This is a genomic window from Vreelandella subterranea, from assembly GCF_900111305.1.
Lineage (GTDB): Bacteria > Pseudomonadota > Gammaproteobacteria > Pseudomonadales > Halomonadaceae > Vreelandella > Vreelandella subterranea.
This window is the reverse complement of record NZ_FOGS01000001.1, coordinates 404469-419565: the sequence shown is the minus strand read 5'-3', so window position 1 is coordinate 419565 and position 15097 is coordinate 404469. Positions and strand designations below refer to the sequence as shown.

The following is a 15097-nucleotide window of genomic DNA, read 5'->3' as shown; positions in this document are numbered from 1 at the left end:
TTGGAACTGACGAGGGGGAGAATCGCAACGAACGCTTGACCTTGGGGTAACCCCAGGGTTGTACGCTTGATTTGTGTCCACTTGTCGGGAGAGTTGCCATGATGAACGCAGATTGTTTTGCTTTGATGAGTTCCATGGGCTGGTTTGGCTGGTTGATGCCGCTGGCTTTTCTACTGCTTGTCGGCTTGGGTATCGCCGCGCTGGCAAAATATTTGTTTAGCCGTACCTCACAGGGAGATCCCTCATGAAGCGTTTAACTGCCTCGTTGCTATCCAGCGCATTGCTTTTCGGTGCCACCTCGGCCCAGGCCGCGCTGCCCGATGAAGCCACGCTCTACAAAAACCCCCAGTGCGGCTGCTGCGATGAGTATGCGCGTCATCTGGAAGAACAGGGCGTTGACGTCACCATTGTCGATGATGCTCAACTCGGCGAGATCAAGCAGCAGGCGGGCGTGCCCTATGGGCTTGGCTCCTGCCACACCATTGAGATGGGTGACTACTGGATTGAGGGCCATGTGCCGATGGAAGCCGTCACCAAGCTGTTTGACGAGCAGCCTGACGTCGGTGGTATCGGCCTGGCCGGTATGCCCATTGGCACGCCGGGCATGCCAGGGCCTCAGAGCGAACCCTATGAGGTGTATACCTTCACCGACCAGGAAGACGCCCCCTTTATGACGCTTGAGCCGTGATTGAAGGTCGCGTCATGGTTTATCCGGCAGCACATAGCTGGCGGTAACGTGGATGACCGGTTTAGTCTCATCGGCGGTGGAGACGATCTGTACCTCGCCCACCGCCAGGCGGCGGCCGAGCTTGATCAGCTTGGCGTGAGCGATGATGTCGTGATCGCCGGAGGCGGCGCGTAGAAAGTGGCAGTTCAGATCACTGGTCACGGCCATCGGCTCCGGGCCAATCTGCGCCAGAATGGCGACGTACATGGCCACATCGGCAAAGCCCATCATGGTAGGACCGGAAACACGCGGCCCCGGTCGCAGGTGCTCGTTACCAATCGTCAGGCGCATGGTGGCACTCATTTCTCCCACGCTTTCAATCCTGCCCATGCGCTGGGGAAAGACCTCATCGAGAAACTGTTCGATCTGTTCGACGGTCATCACGGTCATTGTTGTTTTCCTGCATAAAAAAGCCCCGAGGCAAACGCCCCGGGGCTGATAGTACCTCTGATAGTACCTTTGGCGAGTTTACTTCGCCTTATGCACCTGGCGCCACTCGTGGAGTAGCGGCTCGGTGTAGCCAGACGGCTGGACGCGGCCTTTGAAGATCAGGTCGGACGCCGCCTTGAACGCGGTAGAGTCTTCGAAGTTAGCGCTCATGGCGGTGTAGCTGGGGTCGCCTGCGTTCTGCTCGTCCACCACCTTGGCCATGCGCTTGAGCGTTTCTTCCACGCGCGGCGCGTCCACAATGCCGTGATGCAGCCAATTGGCAATGTGCTGGCTGGAGATACGCAGCGTGGCGCGGTCTTCCATCAAGCCCACGTTGTGGATATCCGGCACTTTCGAGCAACCCACGCCGTGCTCTACCCAACGTACTACGTAACCCAGAATGCCCTGGCAGTTGTTGTCCAGTTCCTGCTGGATTTCCTCGTCGGACCAGTTGGCGTTTTCGGCCACCGGCACGGTGAGCAGGTCATCCAGGAAGTCCGGCTCGCCCTGGGCTTCCAGTTCGCGCTGAACATCGGCGACGTTGACCTGATGGTAGTGCAGCGCGTGCAGCGCGGCGGCGGTGGGCGAGGGCACCCAGGCCGTGTTGGCGCCGGCTTTCGGGTGGCCGATTTTCTGCTCAAGCATGTTGTGCATCAAATCGGGCATCGCCCACATGCCCTTGCCGATCTGGGCGCGACCGCGCAGACCACAGGCGAGACCGACCTGGACATTGCTCTTCTCGTAGGCCTGGATCCAGGCGGCGCTCTTCATGTCGCCCTTGCGCACCATGGGGCCCGCTTCCATGGCGGTGTGCATTTCGTCGCCGGTGCGGTCGAGGAAGCCGGTGTTAATGAACACCACCCGCGACGTGGCTTCGGCAATACACGCCTTGAGGTTGACCGTGGTGCGGCGTTCTTCGTCCATGATGCCCATTTTCAGGGTATCGCGGTTCATGCCCAGGATGTCTTCCACGCGGCTGAACAGCTCGTTGGCAAACGCGACTTCTTTGGGGCCGTGCATCTTCGGCTTGACGATATACACCGAGCCCGCACGCGAGTTGCGTGGCTGGTCGGCGTCTTTCTTGAGGTCGTGCAGCGCCAGCAAAGAGGTAACGACGGCATCGAGGATGCCTTCCGGCAGTTCGTTGCCGTTCTCGTCCAGTACCGCCGGGGTGGTCATCAGATGGCCGACGTTACGCACGAACATCAGCGAGCGGCCCGGTAGGGTCACGCTGCTGCCATCGGTGGTTTGCCAGGTGCGGTCAGCGTTGAGCTTGCGAGTAAAGGTCTTGCCGCCTTTCTCGATCTTCTCTTCCAGGTCGCCCTTCATCAGGCCGAGCCAGTTGCTGTAGACGCCCACTTTATCTTCCGAGTCGACGGCGGCCACGGAGTCTTCGCAGTCCATGATCGCGGTCAGCGCGGCTTCAGCCACCACGTCCTTGACACCCGCCGGGTCGGTTTTACCGATGGCGTCGTTGGCGTCGATCTGGATTTCCAGGTGCAACCCGTTGTTGCCCAGCAGAATCGCGTCAGGTTTGGCCTGCTCGCCGATAAAGCCGATCAATTTACCCGGGTCTTTCAGGCCGGTTTCGCGGCCACCTTCCAGCGTGACGACCAGGTGCTCATCGCGAATCGCATAGTTCACCGCATCACGGTGAGAGCCGGTTGCCAGCGGCGCCGCGCGGTCGAGGACGCCACGGGCATAGGCAATGACCTTTTCGCCACGCTTGGGGTTAAAGCTGGTGCCCTTTTCCGCGCCGTCTTCTTCGGAAATCACGTCGGTGCCGTAGAGCGCGTCGTACAGGCTGCCCCAGCGGGCGTTGGCGGCGTTGAGGGCATAACGCGCGTTGCTCATCGGCACGACCAGCTGCGGACCCGCCTGAACGGCGACTTCACGGTCAACGTTGGCAGTGGTGGCGGTGACGTTGGCGGGCGCGTCGACCAGGTAGCCGGTGTCTTTCAAGAAGCGACGGTAGGCGGGCATGTCGGTAACCGGGCCGGGGTTTTCGCGATGCCAGGCGTCCAGCTTTTCTTGAAGAACATCACGTTCTTCTAGCAGTTGGCGGTTTTTGGGGGTTAAATCGTGAAATAGGGCATCGACGCCTGCCCAGAAGGCGCTTTCGTCGACGCCGGTGCCGGGCAGGGCCTGCTCGCTTATAAAACGATCTAGGTCGGCTGCCACCTGTAAACGGTGACGCGTGATACGCTCGCTCATGGAGACTCTCCTGTTAGGGTGGCTGTGACGCCGTGTTGCTCGGCTGATGCCCCGTCACAGTCAGATGAAAACGCATTTAAAAACTATTTGTGGAAAATAATTCCATATCTGTGTGGGCATGTAAACAGCATAGACGCTAAAGCGCTATCATGCTCGACCAAAAGATAAGGAATGACGCCATGGGTGATTGACTGGCCGGTGGCGAAAGAGCGGTTTAAGGAGAGGTGCGAATGCGCGAGTTCGATCATTTAGAGGCATTGTTTCGCCGCCACGCTGGCGACTCAGCACTCTCCCGCTTGGTGCCTGGTGACACCCTAGCCACGGCGATGAATGACTATTTTCAACACTACGGTCTGGAAGCGCTGCGCCTTGACACCCGGGACGTATACGCAGGGTTTATCGATACCGGACGTTTTGCGCTGTGGTGCCAGGTATGGAGCCCGCCTGCACCAAAAGGCACCGCCTTTGTCGTTCACGGCTACTTCGACCACCTGGGGCTTTATCGCCATCTGCTTGAACGCCTGTTGAATAAAGGCTGGCGCGTTGTGCTGTGGGATTTGCCCGGCCATGGGCTTTCCAGCGGCGCGCGTGCCGCCATCGATGACTTTGACGACTATCAGCACTGCCTCACGCATGTGCAAACCATTCTGGCCCAGCAGTCCATGGCGCCTGCTCCCTGGTTGGGCATCGGGCAAAGTACCGGTGGAGCGATCCTGGCGACCGACGCACTGAGCCGCCGCCATGCAGCGGGATGGGACGGCCTAGTGCTGTTGGCACCTTTGGTTCGTCCCTGGGGCTGGAGCCAGGCCAGCTGGCTGCACCTGATCGCCAGCCCCTTTGTGAAAGCGCTGCCGCGCAAGTATCACCCTAACTCTACCGACCAGGAATTTATCGAGTTTCTACGCGAGCACGACCCTTTGCAGCCCAATCAGCTGAGTGTGGCCTGGGTTACTGCCATGCGCCGCTGGATACCCAGGTTATTGGCCCGCGACCCGCTGGATTTGCGGGTGATGATTTTACAGGGCGAGCAGGACGTTACCGTGGACTGGGAATGGAACCTGGCGATTCTGCAGGATAAATTTCCCGGCGCGCAGATCTACCGGCATCCTGACGCCAGGCATCACCTGGTGAATGAAGCAGAGCCGATTCGCCGTGCGTTGTTCGATGCCCTGGATGCGTTCATCGATCAAGTGGCGGCATCCAGGACAGAAGCGTCAACCAGGCAAGCACTGTCATCGCCGGGTGATAACCTTTAACTATTAAGCCCTTTATATGAGCAGGGGTTAATGCTATCGCCCAACGGCTGTGCGAAGATTAGTCGAATGCGTTTATGTCAGTCCATTTTGATCAGGAGCGTGCAATGACCCATACCCCACCGAAAGTACTGGTATTTGCTGGCAGTGCCCGTGAAGGGTCACTCAACAAACAGCTGGCCCAGCTCGCTGCCAAACGTATTGAGGCACTGGGCGGCCAAGCCACTTTTATCGATTTAAGGGATTATCCCTGCCCGTTATTTGACCAGGACATTGAGGCCCAGGGCATGCCGGGCAATGTGCTGAAGCTGCGCGCTATCCTCGCCGAGCACCAAGCGGTGTTTATTGCCTCGCCGGAATACAACGGCTTTATCACGCCGCTGCTCAAGAACACCCTGGACTGGCTATCGCGGCCCTATGAAGACACCCCGGGCCTGGGGCTCTTTGCGGGCAAGTGGGCGGCCCTGGTAGCAGCATCACCCGGTGGGTTGGGCGGTATTCGCGCCATGCCCCTGGCGCAGCAGCTACTCGCCAACCTCAGCCTGACGGTACTGCCGCAGCCGTTATCGCTTCCCCAGGCAGGCAGTGCATTCAACGACAGTGGTGCGCTACATGATGAGGCCACCGGCCAAAAGCTTGATGCCCTCTGCCAGCGCCTGGTCGATTCGCTGGCCAAGACCCACGGCTAAGCGCCTTTCAACAACCTATCCAACTGCCGGTAGCCGATGGCCTCAATTAGATGCGGCTGGGTGGGCTTGGGTTCGCCCTGCAGGTCGGCCAGGGTGAGTGCGACGCGCAGCACGCGGTGGTAGGCGCGGGCGGAGAGCTTGAGTTTTTCCAGCACCCCGGCCAGCCAGGCGCGTTCCTCGTCATTTAGCGCGCAGGCGGTTTCCAGGGCTTTGCCGCTTAACTGGCTGTTGAGCGCACCTCTTGCCGTTTGCCGTTCCCGGGCGGCCATGACGCGCCGACGCACGGCTTCCGACGATTCGCCTTGTGTCTGTGCGGTGAGCTGCTCGGGTGGCAGCGCCGGGACTTCCACCTGCAGGTCGATGCGGTCTAGCAGCGGGCCTGACAGCCTGTTCTGATAGCGTTGGATTTGGCTGGCGGTGCACTGGCAGCGGTTGCGTGGGTCGCCCAGGTGCCCGCAGGGGCAGGGATTCATTGCCGCCACCAGCTGAAATTGCGCCGGGTAACGGCGCTCGTGGCTGGCGCGGGCCAGATGAATTTCGCCGGTTTCCAGCGGTTGTCTCAAGACTTCCAGCACGCTGCGGGAAAATTCCGGCAACTCGTCCAGGAACAGCACGCCATGGTGGGCCAGCGAGATTTCGCCGGGTTTGGGTTTTGTGCCGCCGCCCACCAGTGCCGCGGCGCTGGAACTGTGATGGGGTTGCCTGAAGGGTCGCTGGCCCCAGTCGGCTTCCAGCGGCAGCCCGCACACCGAACGCACCGCCGCCACGGCCAGCGCATCTTCTTCCGAGAGTGGCGGCAATATACCGGGCAGGCGACTGGCGAGCATGGTCTTGCCGGTGCCTGGCGGGCCCGCGAAAAGCAGATTATGGCCGCCAGCAGCGGCGACTTCCAGGGCGCGGCGGGCCTGTTGCTGGCCACGCACGTCGGCAAGGTCGGCCATTGGCGCCGGGCTTTTGACCGAGGCTGGCAGTTGATGGGGCGGGATTTTCTCCTGGTCGAGCAGGTGGGCAACGACATCCCATAGGGTGTCCGCAGGCAGCACCGGCAAATCACCTGCAAGCGCGGCTTCATCGGCGCAGGCGCGGGGGATGATCAGTGCCTTCTTGGCGCGCCGCGTGGCCAGGGCAAAGGGCAGAATACCGGGTACCGCGCGCAGCTTGCCGTCCAGGGCCAGTTCGCCCGCAAACTCCATGCCTTCCAGGGCATCGACCGGAATCTGCCCGGAGGCGGCAAGAATGCCCAGCGCGATGGGTAGGTCGAAGCGGCCACCTTCCTTGGGAAGATCGGCAGGGGCAAGGTTAAGGGTAATGCGCCGGGTATTGGGGAAGTCGAAACCAGCGTTGACCAGGGCACTGCGCACCCGTTCGCGGCTTTCCTTGACGGCGGTTTCCGGCAGGCCGACTAACGTCAAACCGGGCAAGCCGTTGGCCAGGTGCACCTCCACGTGCACTGCCGGTGCGTCCAGGCCGACCCCGGCCCGTGTCGCCACAATGGCAAGCGTCATGCGCGTTCCCTCGCTGGTTGTTAATTACCGTATGCTTATTAACCTACCGTATTTATCAGAGGGTGAGTAGCCAGATGCGCGGTGCGGCACAGCCCGCGCTCACTCTGGACTTAGCGTTTCCTGGGGCGCGTCTTCCAGCGCGGCGACCAGCTCCCTGGCGAAGCGCTGCGCCGAGGGCAGTGCGCCAAAGCTCCATACCGGCGGCAGGCGTAAAAGTCGGTCGTTCTTGACGCTGGATAGCTGCTGCCACAGGCCGCTTTCCGCGAGTTGCGCCTCGACCCCGGTGGGCAGTGGGTCGACGATCACCAGGGTGGCCTCGGGATAGCGAGCCAGCTCTTCAACGCCGACCAGCGCAAAGCCCCAGGCGTTGGTCTCCTGATCCCAGGCGTTGGGCAGATCAAGCTGTTCCAGCACAGCGTTATAGAGGCTGTTATCACCGAACACGCGCACGTGGCGGGCATCCATAAACTGGATCATCAACAGCGGCGCCGTGTCGGGTCGTTCGTCACGCAGCTGGGCCATCAGTGCATGCGTCTGCTCGATCAGTTGCGCCGCTTGAGGTGCGCGGTCCGCCAGTTCGCCTATCTGCTTGGTGATGCTTTGCATTTCTTCCCAGGTGTCGCTGCCAGGTGTGTAAAGCTCGACAGAGGTGACGGGGGCGATGCGCTCCAAACGCGGCGTTAACCCGGCAAACATGGGCGATATCAGGGTCCGCTCGGGTTGCATCTTTGCCAGCAGCTCCATGTTGGGCTGGCTGCGCAGGCCCAGGTCGGCGGTTTCGCCGGGCAGCCGTGGTTCCCCCACCCATTCATGGTAGGCCTGTTTTTGGGCGCCACCGACAATGGGGGCGTCCAGGGCAATCAAGGTTTCAGCCACCGTCCAGTCGATGGTGGCCAGTTGCGCCTGGGCGGGCGAGCCGCCGAGCAGGCACATGACGACCAGGCCAATACGAGTGAACAGGGAAGACACAGCGGAGCAGCGCATCATGACGACTTCAATGGAAAATAAGGCCTGCATTTAAACGATAATATTTATTGTTTGCAAACAAAACGCCCAGGCGAGTGCCTGGGCGCGGTGCTGACGTGCCTGATTTAAAGCCGCCGACGTTAAAACGCCAACATTAAAACCGAAAATGCACGCTGGCGGTAATGCCGCGCTCGGCGCCGAAGTAGCAGTACTCGAGCGAGTTGCACGAGGCGACGTACTCTTCATCCAGCAGGTTGCTGACGTTGAGGCGGGTCTCGACGCCCGGCATACCGGCCTCGCCAAGATCGTAGCCGAGCGTGGCGTCGACCAGGGTGTAATCGGGTACGGTTTCGGTATTGGCACGGTCGGCGGCAATGTCGGCGTAGTGGCGTACACCTGCGCCAATGTCGGCACCGCTCAGCCAGCCGTCGTTAAACGCATACTGTGCCCACAACTGAACCTGGTGACGCGGCGAATAAATTGCATCATTGCCCTCGTTGCCGTCATCGCTCTTGGCGTAGGTAATGTCGGTGAAGCTGTACCCGGCCTGCAGCGACAGCGCCTCAGTGAGTTGGGTACGCGCCTCCAGCTCGATGCCCTGGGACTCGATTTCACCCACTGCGCGGTAAGGGTCGGTGGGCTGTTCCTTGGTGGCCACGTTTTCCTGGCTGATGTGGAACACGGCGGCGCTGTACTGGCTGGCGCCATCGTTGGGCTGGTATTTCACCCCGGTTTCCCACTGTTCGCCTTCCATGGGGGCCAGCAGGTCGCCGTCGGCATCCACAAAGCTGGTGGGGGTGAAGGCCGTGGAGTAACTCAGGTAGGGGGCAACGCCGTTGTCGAACAGGTAGACGGCCCCGGCCCGGCCGCTGAATTGGGTGTCATCGAGGGTGCTCGATTGGCCGGTATCCTGGTTGGTATTGTCGATGTCGACCCAGTCGTAGCGTCCGCCCAGGGTGAAGCGCCAGTTATCGAGGGCAATCTGGTCTTGCAGGTAGACGCCGGTCTGCTCCAGTTCGTGGCGTTCGTTGGTCGGTGCATACATCGCCGTAGGCTCTGCGCCATACGTCGGGTTGAACGCATCCAGCGAGGGAAATGCGCCTGATGGCCAGCTGACGTCGTTGTCGCGCTGCTGATAGTCGACCCCGACCAGCACGGTGTGGTCCATAAGGCCATCGTTAAGGTTGGCTTCAATCTGGTTATCCACTGTCCAGGCGTCGAGCGATTCTTCGCTGCCGGAGTAGTAGCGCGCCAGTTCATTGGATGTGGGTGACGTCCAGCCAAAGCCATAGACCTGATTCAAGGTGACATCCGAATTGAGGTAGCGCAGCTGCTGGCGCGCGGTCCAGTCGTCATTGAAACGATGTTCCAGGGCATAGCCCACCATGCGCTGGGTGCGCTCATAGGCCTCGTAGTCTTCCTCGCCGTCGAAGAAGTTATTGCTGATCTTGCGCCCGTTGCGCGGAACGACGGCGCCTTCGTAAGGCACGCCGGAATGGTAGCCGCCTTCGGGTTCTTCCTGCAGGTAGGCGTCCAGCGTCAGGCTGGTGGCGTCGCTGATATCCCAGGTCAGCGAGGGGGCAATGGCGTAGCGTTCCTCCTCTGTCGGGCCAAACTGGGTATCGGCGGCGCTGGCAATGCCTACCAGGCGGTAAGCGACGCGCTGTTCTTCTCCGAGTGGGCCGGTCAGGTCAAAGGCGGCGCTACGCTGATTATTATTGCCCACACGAAAACGTAGCTCGCCGCCGGACTGGAACTCGGGGCGCTTGCTGTTAAGTGCCACCACGCCCCCTGGCGAGGCCTGGCCGTAGAGTACCGAGGCGGGGCCCTTGACCACTTCAATGCTGTCCAGAAACCAGGGGTCGACCCGCAGGGAGCTATGCGAGTTGGTATCGCCGATGAGTTTCAGGCCGTCAAGGAAGGTGTTGCTCAAGCTGCCATCGGAGAAGCCGCGCAGTACCAGGTAGTCAAAACGGTTCGACGCCCCGATCTGGTTGCTGTAGACCCCGGGCGTGTAGTCGGTCGCCCGCTGTACGGTGCTGACCCCGCGGTTGTCCATATCTTCGCGGGTAATGGTCGATACGCTCTGGGGCGTTTCGATCGACGGCGTTTCCACCTTGGTGGCCGCCTGCTGGGCGGTGACGGTCACCGTGCCCAGGTTGTCGAGTTGGGCTTCCTGAGCGGCGGCAAAGGGGGCGCTGCTGGCCATGGCGACGGCAATGACCAGCAGCGATGGGCGGAAGTGGCAAGCTGAAATTGGCATGGTAACGATCCCTTAATAGTTCTAGTAATGAGAATTGTTACTTTTTAATGCAGGCAGTAGGTATGCGGTCTGCCAAATTGGCTATGCGCAATGCCAAATTCATCTGGGGGCGCGCTGTGAAATGACGTCATGAGGGGCGATGCCAAAGCGGCGACGAAACGCCGTGGCGAAATTGGTGGCGTGACGATAGCCACAAGAGTGGGCGGCTTGCTGAACGCTCATGCCTCGTTGCAGGGCTTGATAGGCCCGTGCCAGGCGGCATTGGCGCAGGTGATCAAAAATTGAGCAGCCATAGCGGGCACGAAATTTCTGGCGCAGGCTGCTTGGGCTCATCGCCACTTCTCTTGCCAGGTCGCTGAGGCAGTACGTGCGCTCGGGATGGGACGCCAACCGGGTATGGAGGGCGGCCAAGCGCGCCTCGTCACGGGCCGGGATGACCGGCGGCACCTTTGCCGCCAGCGGTGTAGCCGGGTCTTGCCGCGCGCAATTCGGTAATCCTTCACCCAGCAGTTGGAGGGCCAGGCCTTGCCAGATCAGTGGCTGGCGCCAGTTGGCCAGCGGCTCGGCGGCGGTATCGCGTAATAGTTGCGTGAAGGCGGTCGACAAGCGCCAAGGGTACAAGCCCGGTGATGGGGGAACCGATGGCAGGCCCAGAGTGTTGGTGGCGAGCACTGCCAGATTTACCGTGTGCAGCCTTGCCTGGGCCGGTTGGAAAACCGTAAGCGGCTGCTCGGCAGTAAAGTGGACGCACATGCCGTCGCCCGCGTTTAGTTCGATGCGTTGGGAGCCCAGGCGGGCGCTGATATGGCCTTCCAGTACCACGCTGATAAACCAGGGTGCCGTCTGGCGGGAGGCCGAGCTATAGGCGCAGTTCACGCACAGGTCGGAAAGCGTCAAGTGCATGGCTTGAGGCAGGGCGACATCGCGAACGCTGCCGGTGGCGACGCTCGCCCCGGCAGGGGCATTGCGAATGCGATAGTCAATACCGAAACGCTGGCCTAGCTGGGCAAGCGTCCCTGGCGTTAGCTCGTAAAGCGGTTGGCTGGCCTGGGGACCGAAGGTGGTGGTGGTCATGCGTGCATCACGGTAACGGTGAAATTCGGCAATGCATCAAAATGGGGCATTGATGCATTGCCCGCATCATTGGATGCGAATTACGTTACCACGCGCACAGTAATAGTCAATGATATTTATTCGCATTAGTTATTGCGATTTGGGTTGGTCTTCATCGCCTTTGGTGTCGGCGTCATCGGAATCCGCCTGGGGCTCTGTGGGTAGCGGCGGTGCCTCGGCTTCGACGGGCGTCGAGGCATCGGCTGCCTGGGCATCCACCGCGGCTTCCAGGCTTGCGACCTGGCGTTCCAGTGCTTCTACCCGTGAGCGGGTGCGCTGCAATACGTCCATCAGAATATCGAAGTCCTCGCGGGACACCAGCTCCAGGCGGTCGAAGGCCCCACGCACGACCTGATGAACCCCCTTCTGGATATCTTCGGGCGCTTGTGAAGCGTTCTGCAAACGGTCACCGATTTGCTGGGCGAGTCGGCTAATACGGTCTTGAGGCGCCATGGCTTTCTCCTATCGGTCAATGTCTCGATACGGCTATCTGATTATCAGGATACGCAACCCAGGCGGGATTCGCATGCTTCTTGGGCTAATTTGTGCCTCCCGTTCATGCCCTACGGTGGGGCGCTTGCGTTTTATCTTTGATCAATTTTGGTGCAATAGCCGACTTGTTAGCGCGTGTTGCTGGCCCTGAGTCGCCAGCATGCCTTGCTCTATTACATTTAAAGCAATGAAATATAAGTAAAAAAAATCAGATGGCACGGTATGCGCATTAGTGGAGCAGGCACTTTTTTTGGGCGGCTTGGCCGCTCCTTAATCCAGCAGGGGAGATTCGGGATGAAACTCATCACCGCCATTATCAAGCCATTCAAGCTCGACGACGTCCGCGAAGCACTGGCCGACAACGGTGTTCAGGGTATTACCGTCACTGAAGTCAAAGGCTTCGGCCGCCAGAAAGGCCATACCGAGCTGTATCGCGGCGCGGAATACGTGGTCGATTTCTTGCCCAAGGTAAAAGTCGAGGTCGCCGTCGACGACGGTCGCCTCGAAAGCGTGCTCGATGCGATCTGCAGCGCGGCCAACAGTGGCAAGATCGGCGACGGCAAGGTATTCGTCACGCCGCTTGAGGACGTTATTCGGATTCGGACGGGTGAACGCGGTGCGGACGCCGTTTAAACCTGACGTTACGGATCATTTCTTTAGTTCAACGGGGAACTTACAATGAATGAGTTGACTGATCTGAGCTACGCGCTCGATACGTTTTACTTCCTGATCTGCGGTGTGCTGGTCCTGTGGATGGCCGCTGGCTTCTCCATGCTGGAAGCTGGCCTGGTGCGTTCCAAGAATACCGCTGAAATTCTCACCAAGAATATCGCGCTGTTTGCGATTGCCTGCACCATGTACCTGCTGGTGGGCTACTACATCATGTACTCCGGCAACGCCGGTGGCTTCCTGCCCAATCTGGGCTTCCTGATCGGCGCTGAGAATAGCGTGGATGCGGTCACCGCCGGTGGCGATGACGCACCTTACTACTCCATGCGTTCCGACTTCTTCTTCCAGGTCGTCTTCGTTGCAACCGCCATGTCGATCGTCTCGGGTGCGGTCGCCGAGCGCATGAAACTATGGGCCTTCCTGGCGTTTGCCGTGGTGATGACTGCCGTGATTTATCCGGTGTCTGGCTACTGGACCTGGGGCGGCGGCTGGTTAGCCGAAGTCGGCTACTCTGATTACGCTGGTTCGGGCATTGTGCACCTTGCCGGTGCGGCAGCCGCGTTGGCAGGCGTTATCGTACTGGGGCCGCGTAAGGGCAAGTATGGCAAGGATGGTTCCATCCACGCGATTCCGGGTGCCAACATGCCGCTGGCGACGCTGGGTACCTTCATCCTGTGGATGGGCTGGTTCGGCTTTAACGGCGGCTCCGAGCTGAAGATGTCCGACATCAGTTCTGCCAATAACGTGGCGCAGGTGTTCGTGAATACCAACGCCGCGGCCGCGGGGGGTGTGATTGCCGCGCTGATCCTCGCCAAGCTGTGGTTCCGTAAAGCGGACCTCACCATGGCGCTCAACGGCGCGCTGGCTGGCCTGGTCGCCATTACCGCCGACCCGCTGTCGCCTTCTGCGCTGGGCGCGACGATTATCGGTGCGATCGGTGGTCTGATCGTGGTGGCCGCCATTGTCACCCTGGATAAACTGAAACTGGACGATCCGGTCGGCGCCATCTCCGTTCACGGTGTCGTTGGTATCTGGGGCGTGTTGGCCGTGCCGCTGAACAATGGCGATGCCTCGTTCGGCCCACAGCTGATTGGTATCGCGGGCATCTTCGCCTGGGTCTTCATTGCCAGCCTGGTTGTTTGGCTGATTCTGAAGGCCATCATGGGCATTCGTGTCAGCGAAGAAGATGAGTACGAAGGCGTCGATATCGCCGAGTGCGGTCTTGAAGCCTACCCTGAATTTGGCGTCAAAAAGTAATTCAATGCCAATCAGGTGAGCACAAGCGCTCGTCACTGGCCTCCCTTCGGGGAGGCTTTTTTTATTCTGCGCCGGTAGCGGTGTATGCTGATAGGTAACGGATAACGAGCAGCGCGCTAGGCTTGTTATCTTTCATTACCATGGCTACCCAGCTAGAGGATCTCGCAATGAAACTAATCTCTGCCATTATCAAGCCCTTCAAGCTTGATGACGTGCGCGAATCGCTCTCCGACATTGGCGTACAGGGCATTACCGTCACCGAAGTCAAAGGTTTTGGTCGTCAGAAGGGCCATACCGAGCTATACCGGGGCGCTGAATATGTGGTCGATTTTCTGCCCAAAGTGAAGCTCGAAGTGGCGGTTGACGACGACATGGTCGAGCAGGTCATCGAGGCGATCACCCAGGTAGCGAATACCGGCAAGATCGGCGATGGCAAGATTTTCGTCATGCCGCTCGAGCAAGTGATTCGTATCCGTACCGGCGAGACCGGGAAAGACGCGGTATAACGCCCCGCGCGCCAGAACACGAAAACCCCCGCCAAGCGCTGCTGTTAGGCAACGAGTGGCGGGGGTTTTTATTCGGCGGTCTGCTGCTGAGCGAGTCGCCCGTTGAGCGCGTTACTTTTCGACAAAAGCCCGTTCGATAACGTAGTCGCCCGGCTCGCCCATGCGCGGCGAGATGTTGAGGCCCAGCTCGTCGAGCAGCGCGCTGGTGTCGTCGAGCATGGCGGGGCTCCCACAAATCATTGCGCGATCCTGGCGAGGGTCGATGGGCGGAAGCCCGGTGTCCTCGAACAGCTTGCCGGTGCGGATATGGTCGGTCAGGCGCCCCATGGTGTGAAACTCTTCACGGGTGACGGTGGGGTAGTAGACCAGCTTGTCAGTGATCTCCTCACCCAGGTACTCGTGGGCAGGCAGCTCTTTAGTGATAAAGTCGGCGTAGGCCAGTTCCGAGACTTCACGCACGCCGTGAACCAGGACCACTTTCTCGAACCGCTCGTAGACTTCCGGGTCCTGGATCAGGCTCAGGAAGGGTGCCAGGCCGGTACCGGTGGACAGCATGTACAGGTTGCGCCCTGGCAGTAGATCATCGGTGACCAGCGTGCCGGTGGGCTTGCGGCTGACCATGATCTGATCGCCGACCTTCAGGTGCTGCAGGCGTGACGTAAGCGGGCCGTCGGGCACCTTGATGCTGAAGAACTCGAGGTGGTCTTCGTAGTTGGGGCTGGCAATCGAGTAAGCGCGCATTAGCGGTTTGCCGTCGACTTCCAGGCCTATCATGACGAACTGGCCGGTCTTGAAGCGCAGGCTGCGTTCCCGGGTGGTGCGGAAGCTGAACAGGGTGTCGTTCCAGTGGTGAACGCTGAGTACGTCTTCCAGGGCGAACTTGCTCATGCCATTTCCTCCGTCAGTGACGCCATCAACGCCACGGATATGCATAAAAAGAATAAAAAATAGGTATCAAGTTGCCAGCAAGTCTAAGCAATGGATGGTATATCTGTTAAGTCAATAATCTTGATA

General features: G+C 59.9%; 15 protein-coding genes. 7 read left to right on the top strand and 8 right to left on the bottom strand.

Annotation, left to right across the window (positions count from 1 at the left end):
• Positions 1–98: 98 nt before the first annotated feature.
• Positions 99–248, top strand: coding sequence for a hypothetical protein (locus BMX75_RS18025; RefSeq protein ID WP_175474674.1), 150 nt, complete (start codon positions 99–101; stop codon positions 246–248).
• Positions 245–688, top strand: coding sequence for a DUF411 domain-containing protein (locus BMX75_RS01885; protein ID WP_092824740.1), 444 nt, complete (start codon positions 245–247; stop codon positions 686–688). The genes BMX75_RS18025 and BMX75_RS01885 overlap by 4 nt, the downstream gene beginning before the upstream one ends.
• A gap of 12 nt (positions 689–700) precedes the next feature.
• On the opposite strand, the gene BMX75_RS01880 is transcribed toward BMX75_RS01885, so the two are convergent.
• Positions 701–1117 (bottom strand): PaaI family thioesterase, encoded by a 417-nt coding sequence (locus tag BMX75_RS01880; protein ID WP_092824738.1) that lies wholly within the window; start codon positions 1115–1117, stop codon positions 701–703.
• Between the two features lie 78 nt (positions 1118–1195).
• Positions 1196–3370 (bottom strand): malate synthase G, encoded by a 2175-nt coding sequence (locus tag BMX75_RS01875; RefSeq protein ID WP_092824736.1) that lies wholly within the window; start codon positions 3368–3370, stop codon positions 1196–1198.
• Between the two features lie 230 nt (positions 3371–3600).
• Between BMX75_RS01875 and BMX75_RS01870 the strand changes: the two genes are divergently transcribed.
• Positions 3601–4626 (top strand): alpha/beta hydrolase, encoded by a 1026-nt coding sequence (locus BMX75_RS01870; protein WP_092824734.1) that lies wholly within the window; start codon positions 3601–3603, stop codon positions 4624–4626.
• A 104-nt stretch (positions 4627–4730) separates the two neighbouring features.
• The gene (locus BMX75_RS01865; protein WP_175474673.1) at positions 4731–5312 is read left to right on the top strand and encodes an NADPH-dependent FMN reductase; all 582 of its coding nucleotides are present in this window, start codon (positions 4731–4733) and stop codon (positions 5310–5312) included.
• On the opposite strand, the gene BMX75_RS01860 is transcribed toward BMX75_RS01865, so the two are convergent.
• The 5 genes from BMX75_RS01860 to BMX75_RS01840 form a co-directional block, all read right to left on the bottom strand.
• Positions 5309–6817, bottom strand: coding sequence for a YifB family Mg chelatase-like AAA ATPase (locus BMX75_RS01860; RefSeq protein WP_092824730.1), 1509 nt, complete (start codon positions 6815–6817; stop codon positions 5309–5311). The genes BMX75_RS01865 and BMX75_RS01860 overlap by 4 nt on opposite strands.
• A gap of 99 nt (positions 6818–6916) precedes the next feature.
• A complete protein-coding gene (locus BMX75_RS01855; RefSeq protein WP_092825088.1) occupies positions 6917–7801 on the bottom strand; it encodes an ABC transporter substrate-binding protein in 885 nt (294 codons plus the stop codon).
• A gap of 136 nt (positions 7802–7937) precedes the next feature.
• Positions 7938–9992, bottom strand: coding sequence for a TonB-dependent siderophore receptor (locus BMX75_RS01850; RefSeq protein ID WP_245748329.1), 2055 nt, complete (start codon positions 9990–9992; stop codon positions 7938–7940).
• Between the two features lie 153 nt (positions 9993–10145).
• Entirely contained in the window at positions 10146–11120 is a 975-nt protein-coding gene (locus tag BMX75_RS01845) for an AraC family transcriptional regulator (RefSeq protein WP_092824726.1), read from the bottom strand.
• A 129-nt stretch (positions 11121–11249) separates the two neighbouring features.
• Positions 11250–11612, bottom strand: coding sequence for an accessory factor UbiK family protein (locus tag BMX75_RS01840; RefSeq protein WP_092824724.1), 363 nt, complete (start codon positions 11610–11612; stop codon positions 11250–11252).
• Positions 11613–11945: 333 nt separating this feature from the next.
• Between BMX75_RS01840 and BMX75_RS01835 the strand changes: the two genes are divergently transcribed.
• From BMX75_RS01835 to glnK, 3 genes are all read left to right on the top strand, one after another.
• Positions 11946–12284, top strand: a complete 339-nt coding sequence (locus BMX75_RS01835; RefSeq protein ID WP_027337181.1) for a P-II family nitrogen regulator — start codon at positions 11946–11948, stop codon at positions 12282–12284.
• Between the two features lie 45 nt (positions 12285–12329).
• On the top strand, positions 12330–13577 hold the full coding sequence (locus tag BMX75_RS01830; protein WP_092824722.1) for an ammonium transporter: 1248 nt from the start codon (positions 12330–12332) through the stop codon (positions 13575–13577).
• Between the two features lie 167 nt (positions 13578–13744).
• Positions 13745–14083 carry a P-II family nitrogen regulator gene (glnK, locus tag BMX75_RS01825; RefSeq protein ID WP_066320813.1) on the top strand — a complete coding sequence of 113 codons (339 nt, stop codon included), beginning with the start codon at positions 13745–13747 and terminating at the stop codon, positions 14081–14083.
• Between the two features lie 111 nt (positions 14084–14194).
• Here glnK and BMX75_RS01820 read toward each other — a convergent pair whose 3' ends face one another.
• Positions 14195–14971 (bottom strand): ferredoxin--NADP reductase, encoded by a 777-nt coding sequence (locus BMX75_RS01820; protein WP_066320814.1) that lies wholly within the window; start codon positions 14969–14971, stop codon positions 14195–14197.
• Positions 14972–15097: the final 126 nt, after the last annotated feature.

Coding starts and splice junctions, on each gene's coding strand:
- BMX75_RS18025 (WP_175474674.1), top strand. CDS start 99: ATGATGAACGCAGATTGTTTTGCTTTGATGAGTTCCATGGGCTGGTTT.
- BMX75_RS01885 (WP_092824740.1), top strand. CDS start 245: ATGAAGCGTTTAACTGCCTCGTTGCTATCCAGCGCATTGCTTTTCGGT.
- BMX75_RS01880 (WP_092824738.1), bottom strand. CDS start 1,117: ATGACCGTGATGACCGTCGAACAGATCGAACAGTTTCTCGATGAGGTC.
- BMX75_RS01875 (WP_092824736.1), bottom strand. CDS start 3,370: ATGAGCGAGCGTATCACGCGTCACCGTTTACAGGTGGCAGCCGACCTA.
- BMX75_RS01870 (WP_092824734.1), top strand. CDS start 3,601: ATGCGCGAGTTCGATCATTTAGAGGCATTGTTTCGCCGCCACGCTGGC.
- BMX75_RS01865 (WP_175474673.1), top strand. CDS start 4,731: ATGACCCATACCCCACCGAAAGTACTGGTATTTGCTGGCAGTGCCCGT.
- BMX75_RS01860 (WP_092824730.1), bottom strand. CDS start 6,817: ATGACGCTTGCCATTGTGGCGACACGGGCCGGGGTCGGCCTGGACGCA.
- BMX75_RS01855 (WP_092825088.1), bottom strand. CDS start 7,801: ATGCGCTGCTCCGCTGTGTCTTCCCTGTTCACTCGTATTGGCCTGGTC.
- BMX75_RS01850 (WP_245748329.1), bottom strand. CDS start 9,992: ATGGCCAGCAGCGCCCCCTTTGCCGCCGCTCAGGAAGCCCAACTCGAC.
- BMX75_RS01845 (WP_092824726.1), bottom strand. CDS start 11,120: ATGACCACCACCACCTTCGGTCCCCAGGCCAGCCAACCGCTTTACGAG.
- BMX75_RS01840 (WP_092824724.1), bottom strand. CDS start 11,612: ATGGCGCCTCAAGACCGTATTAGCCGACTCGCCCAGCAAATCGGTGAC.
- BMX75_RS01835 (WP_027337181.1), top strand. CDS start 11,946: ATGAAACTCATCACCGCCATTATCAAGCCATTCAAGCTCGACGACGTC.
- BMX75_RS01830 (WP_092824722.1), top strand. CDS start 12,330: ATGAATGAGTTGACTGATCTGAGCTACGCGCTCGATACGTTTTACTTC.
- glnK (WP_066320813.1), top strand. CDS start 13,745: ATGAAACTAATCTCTGCCATTATCAAGCCCTTCAAGCTTGATGACGTG.
- BMX75_RS01820 (WP_066320814.1), bottom strand. CDS start 14,971: ATGAGCAAGTTCGCCCTGGAAGACGTACTCAGCGTTCACCACTGGAAC.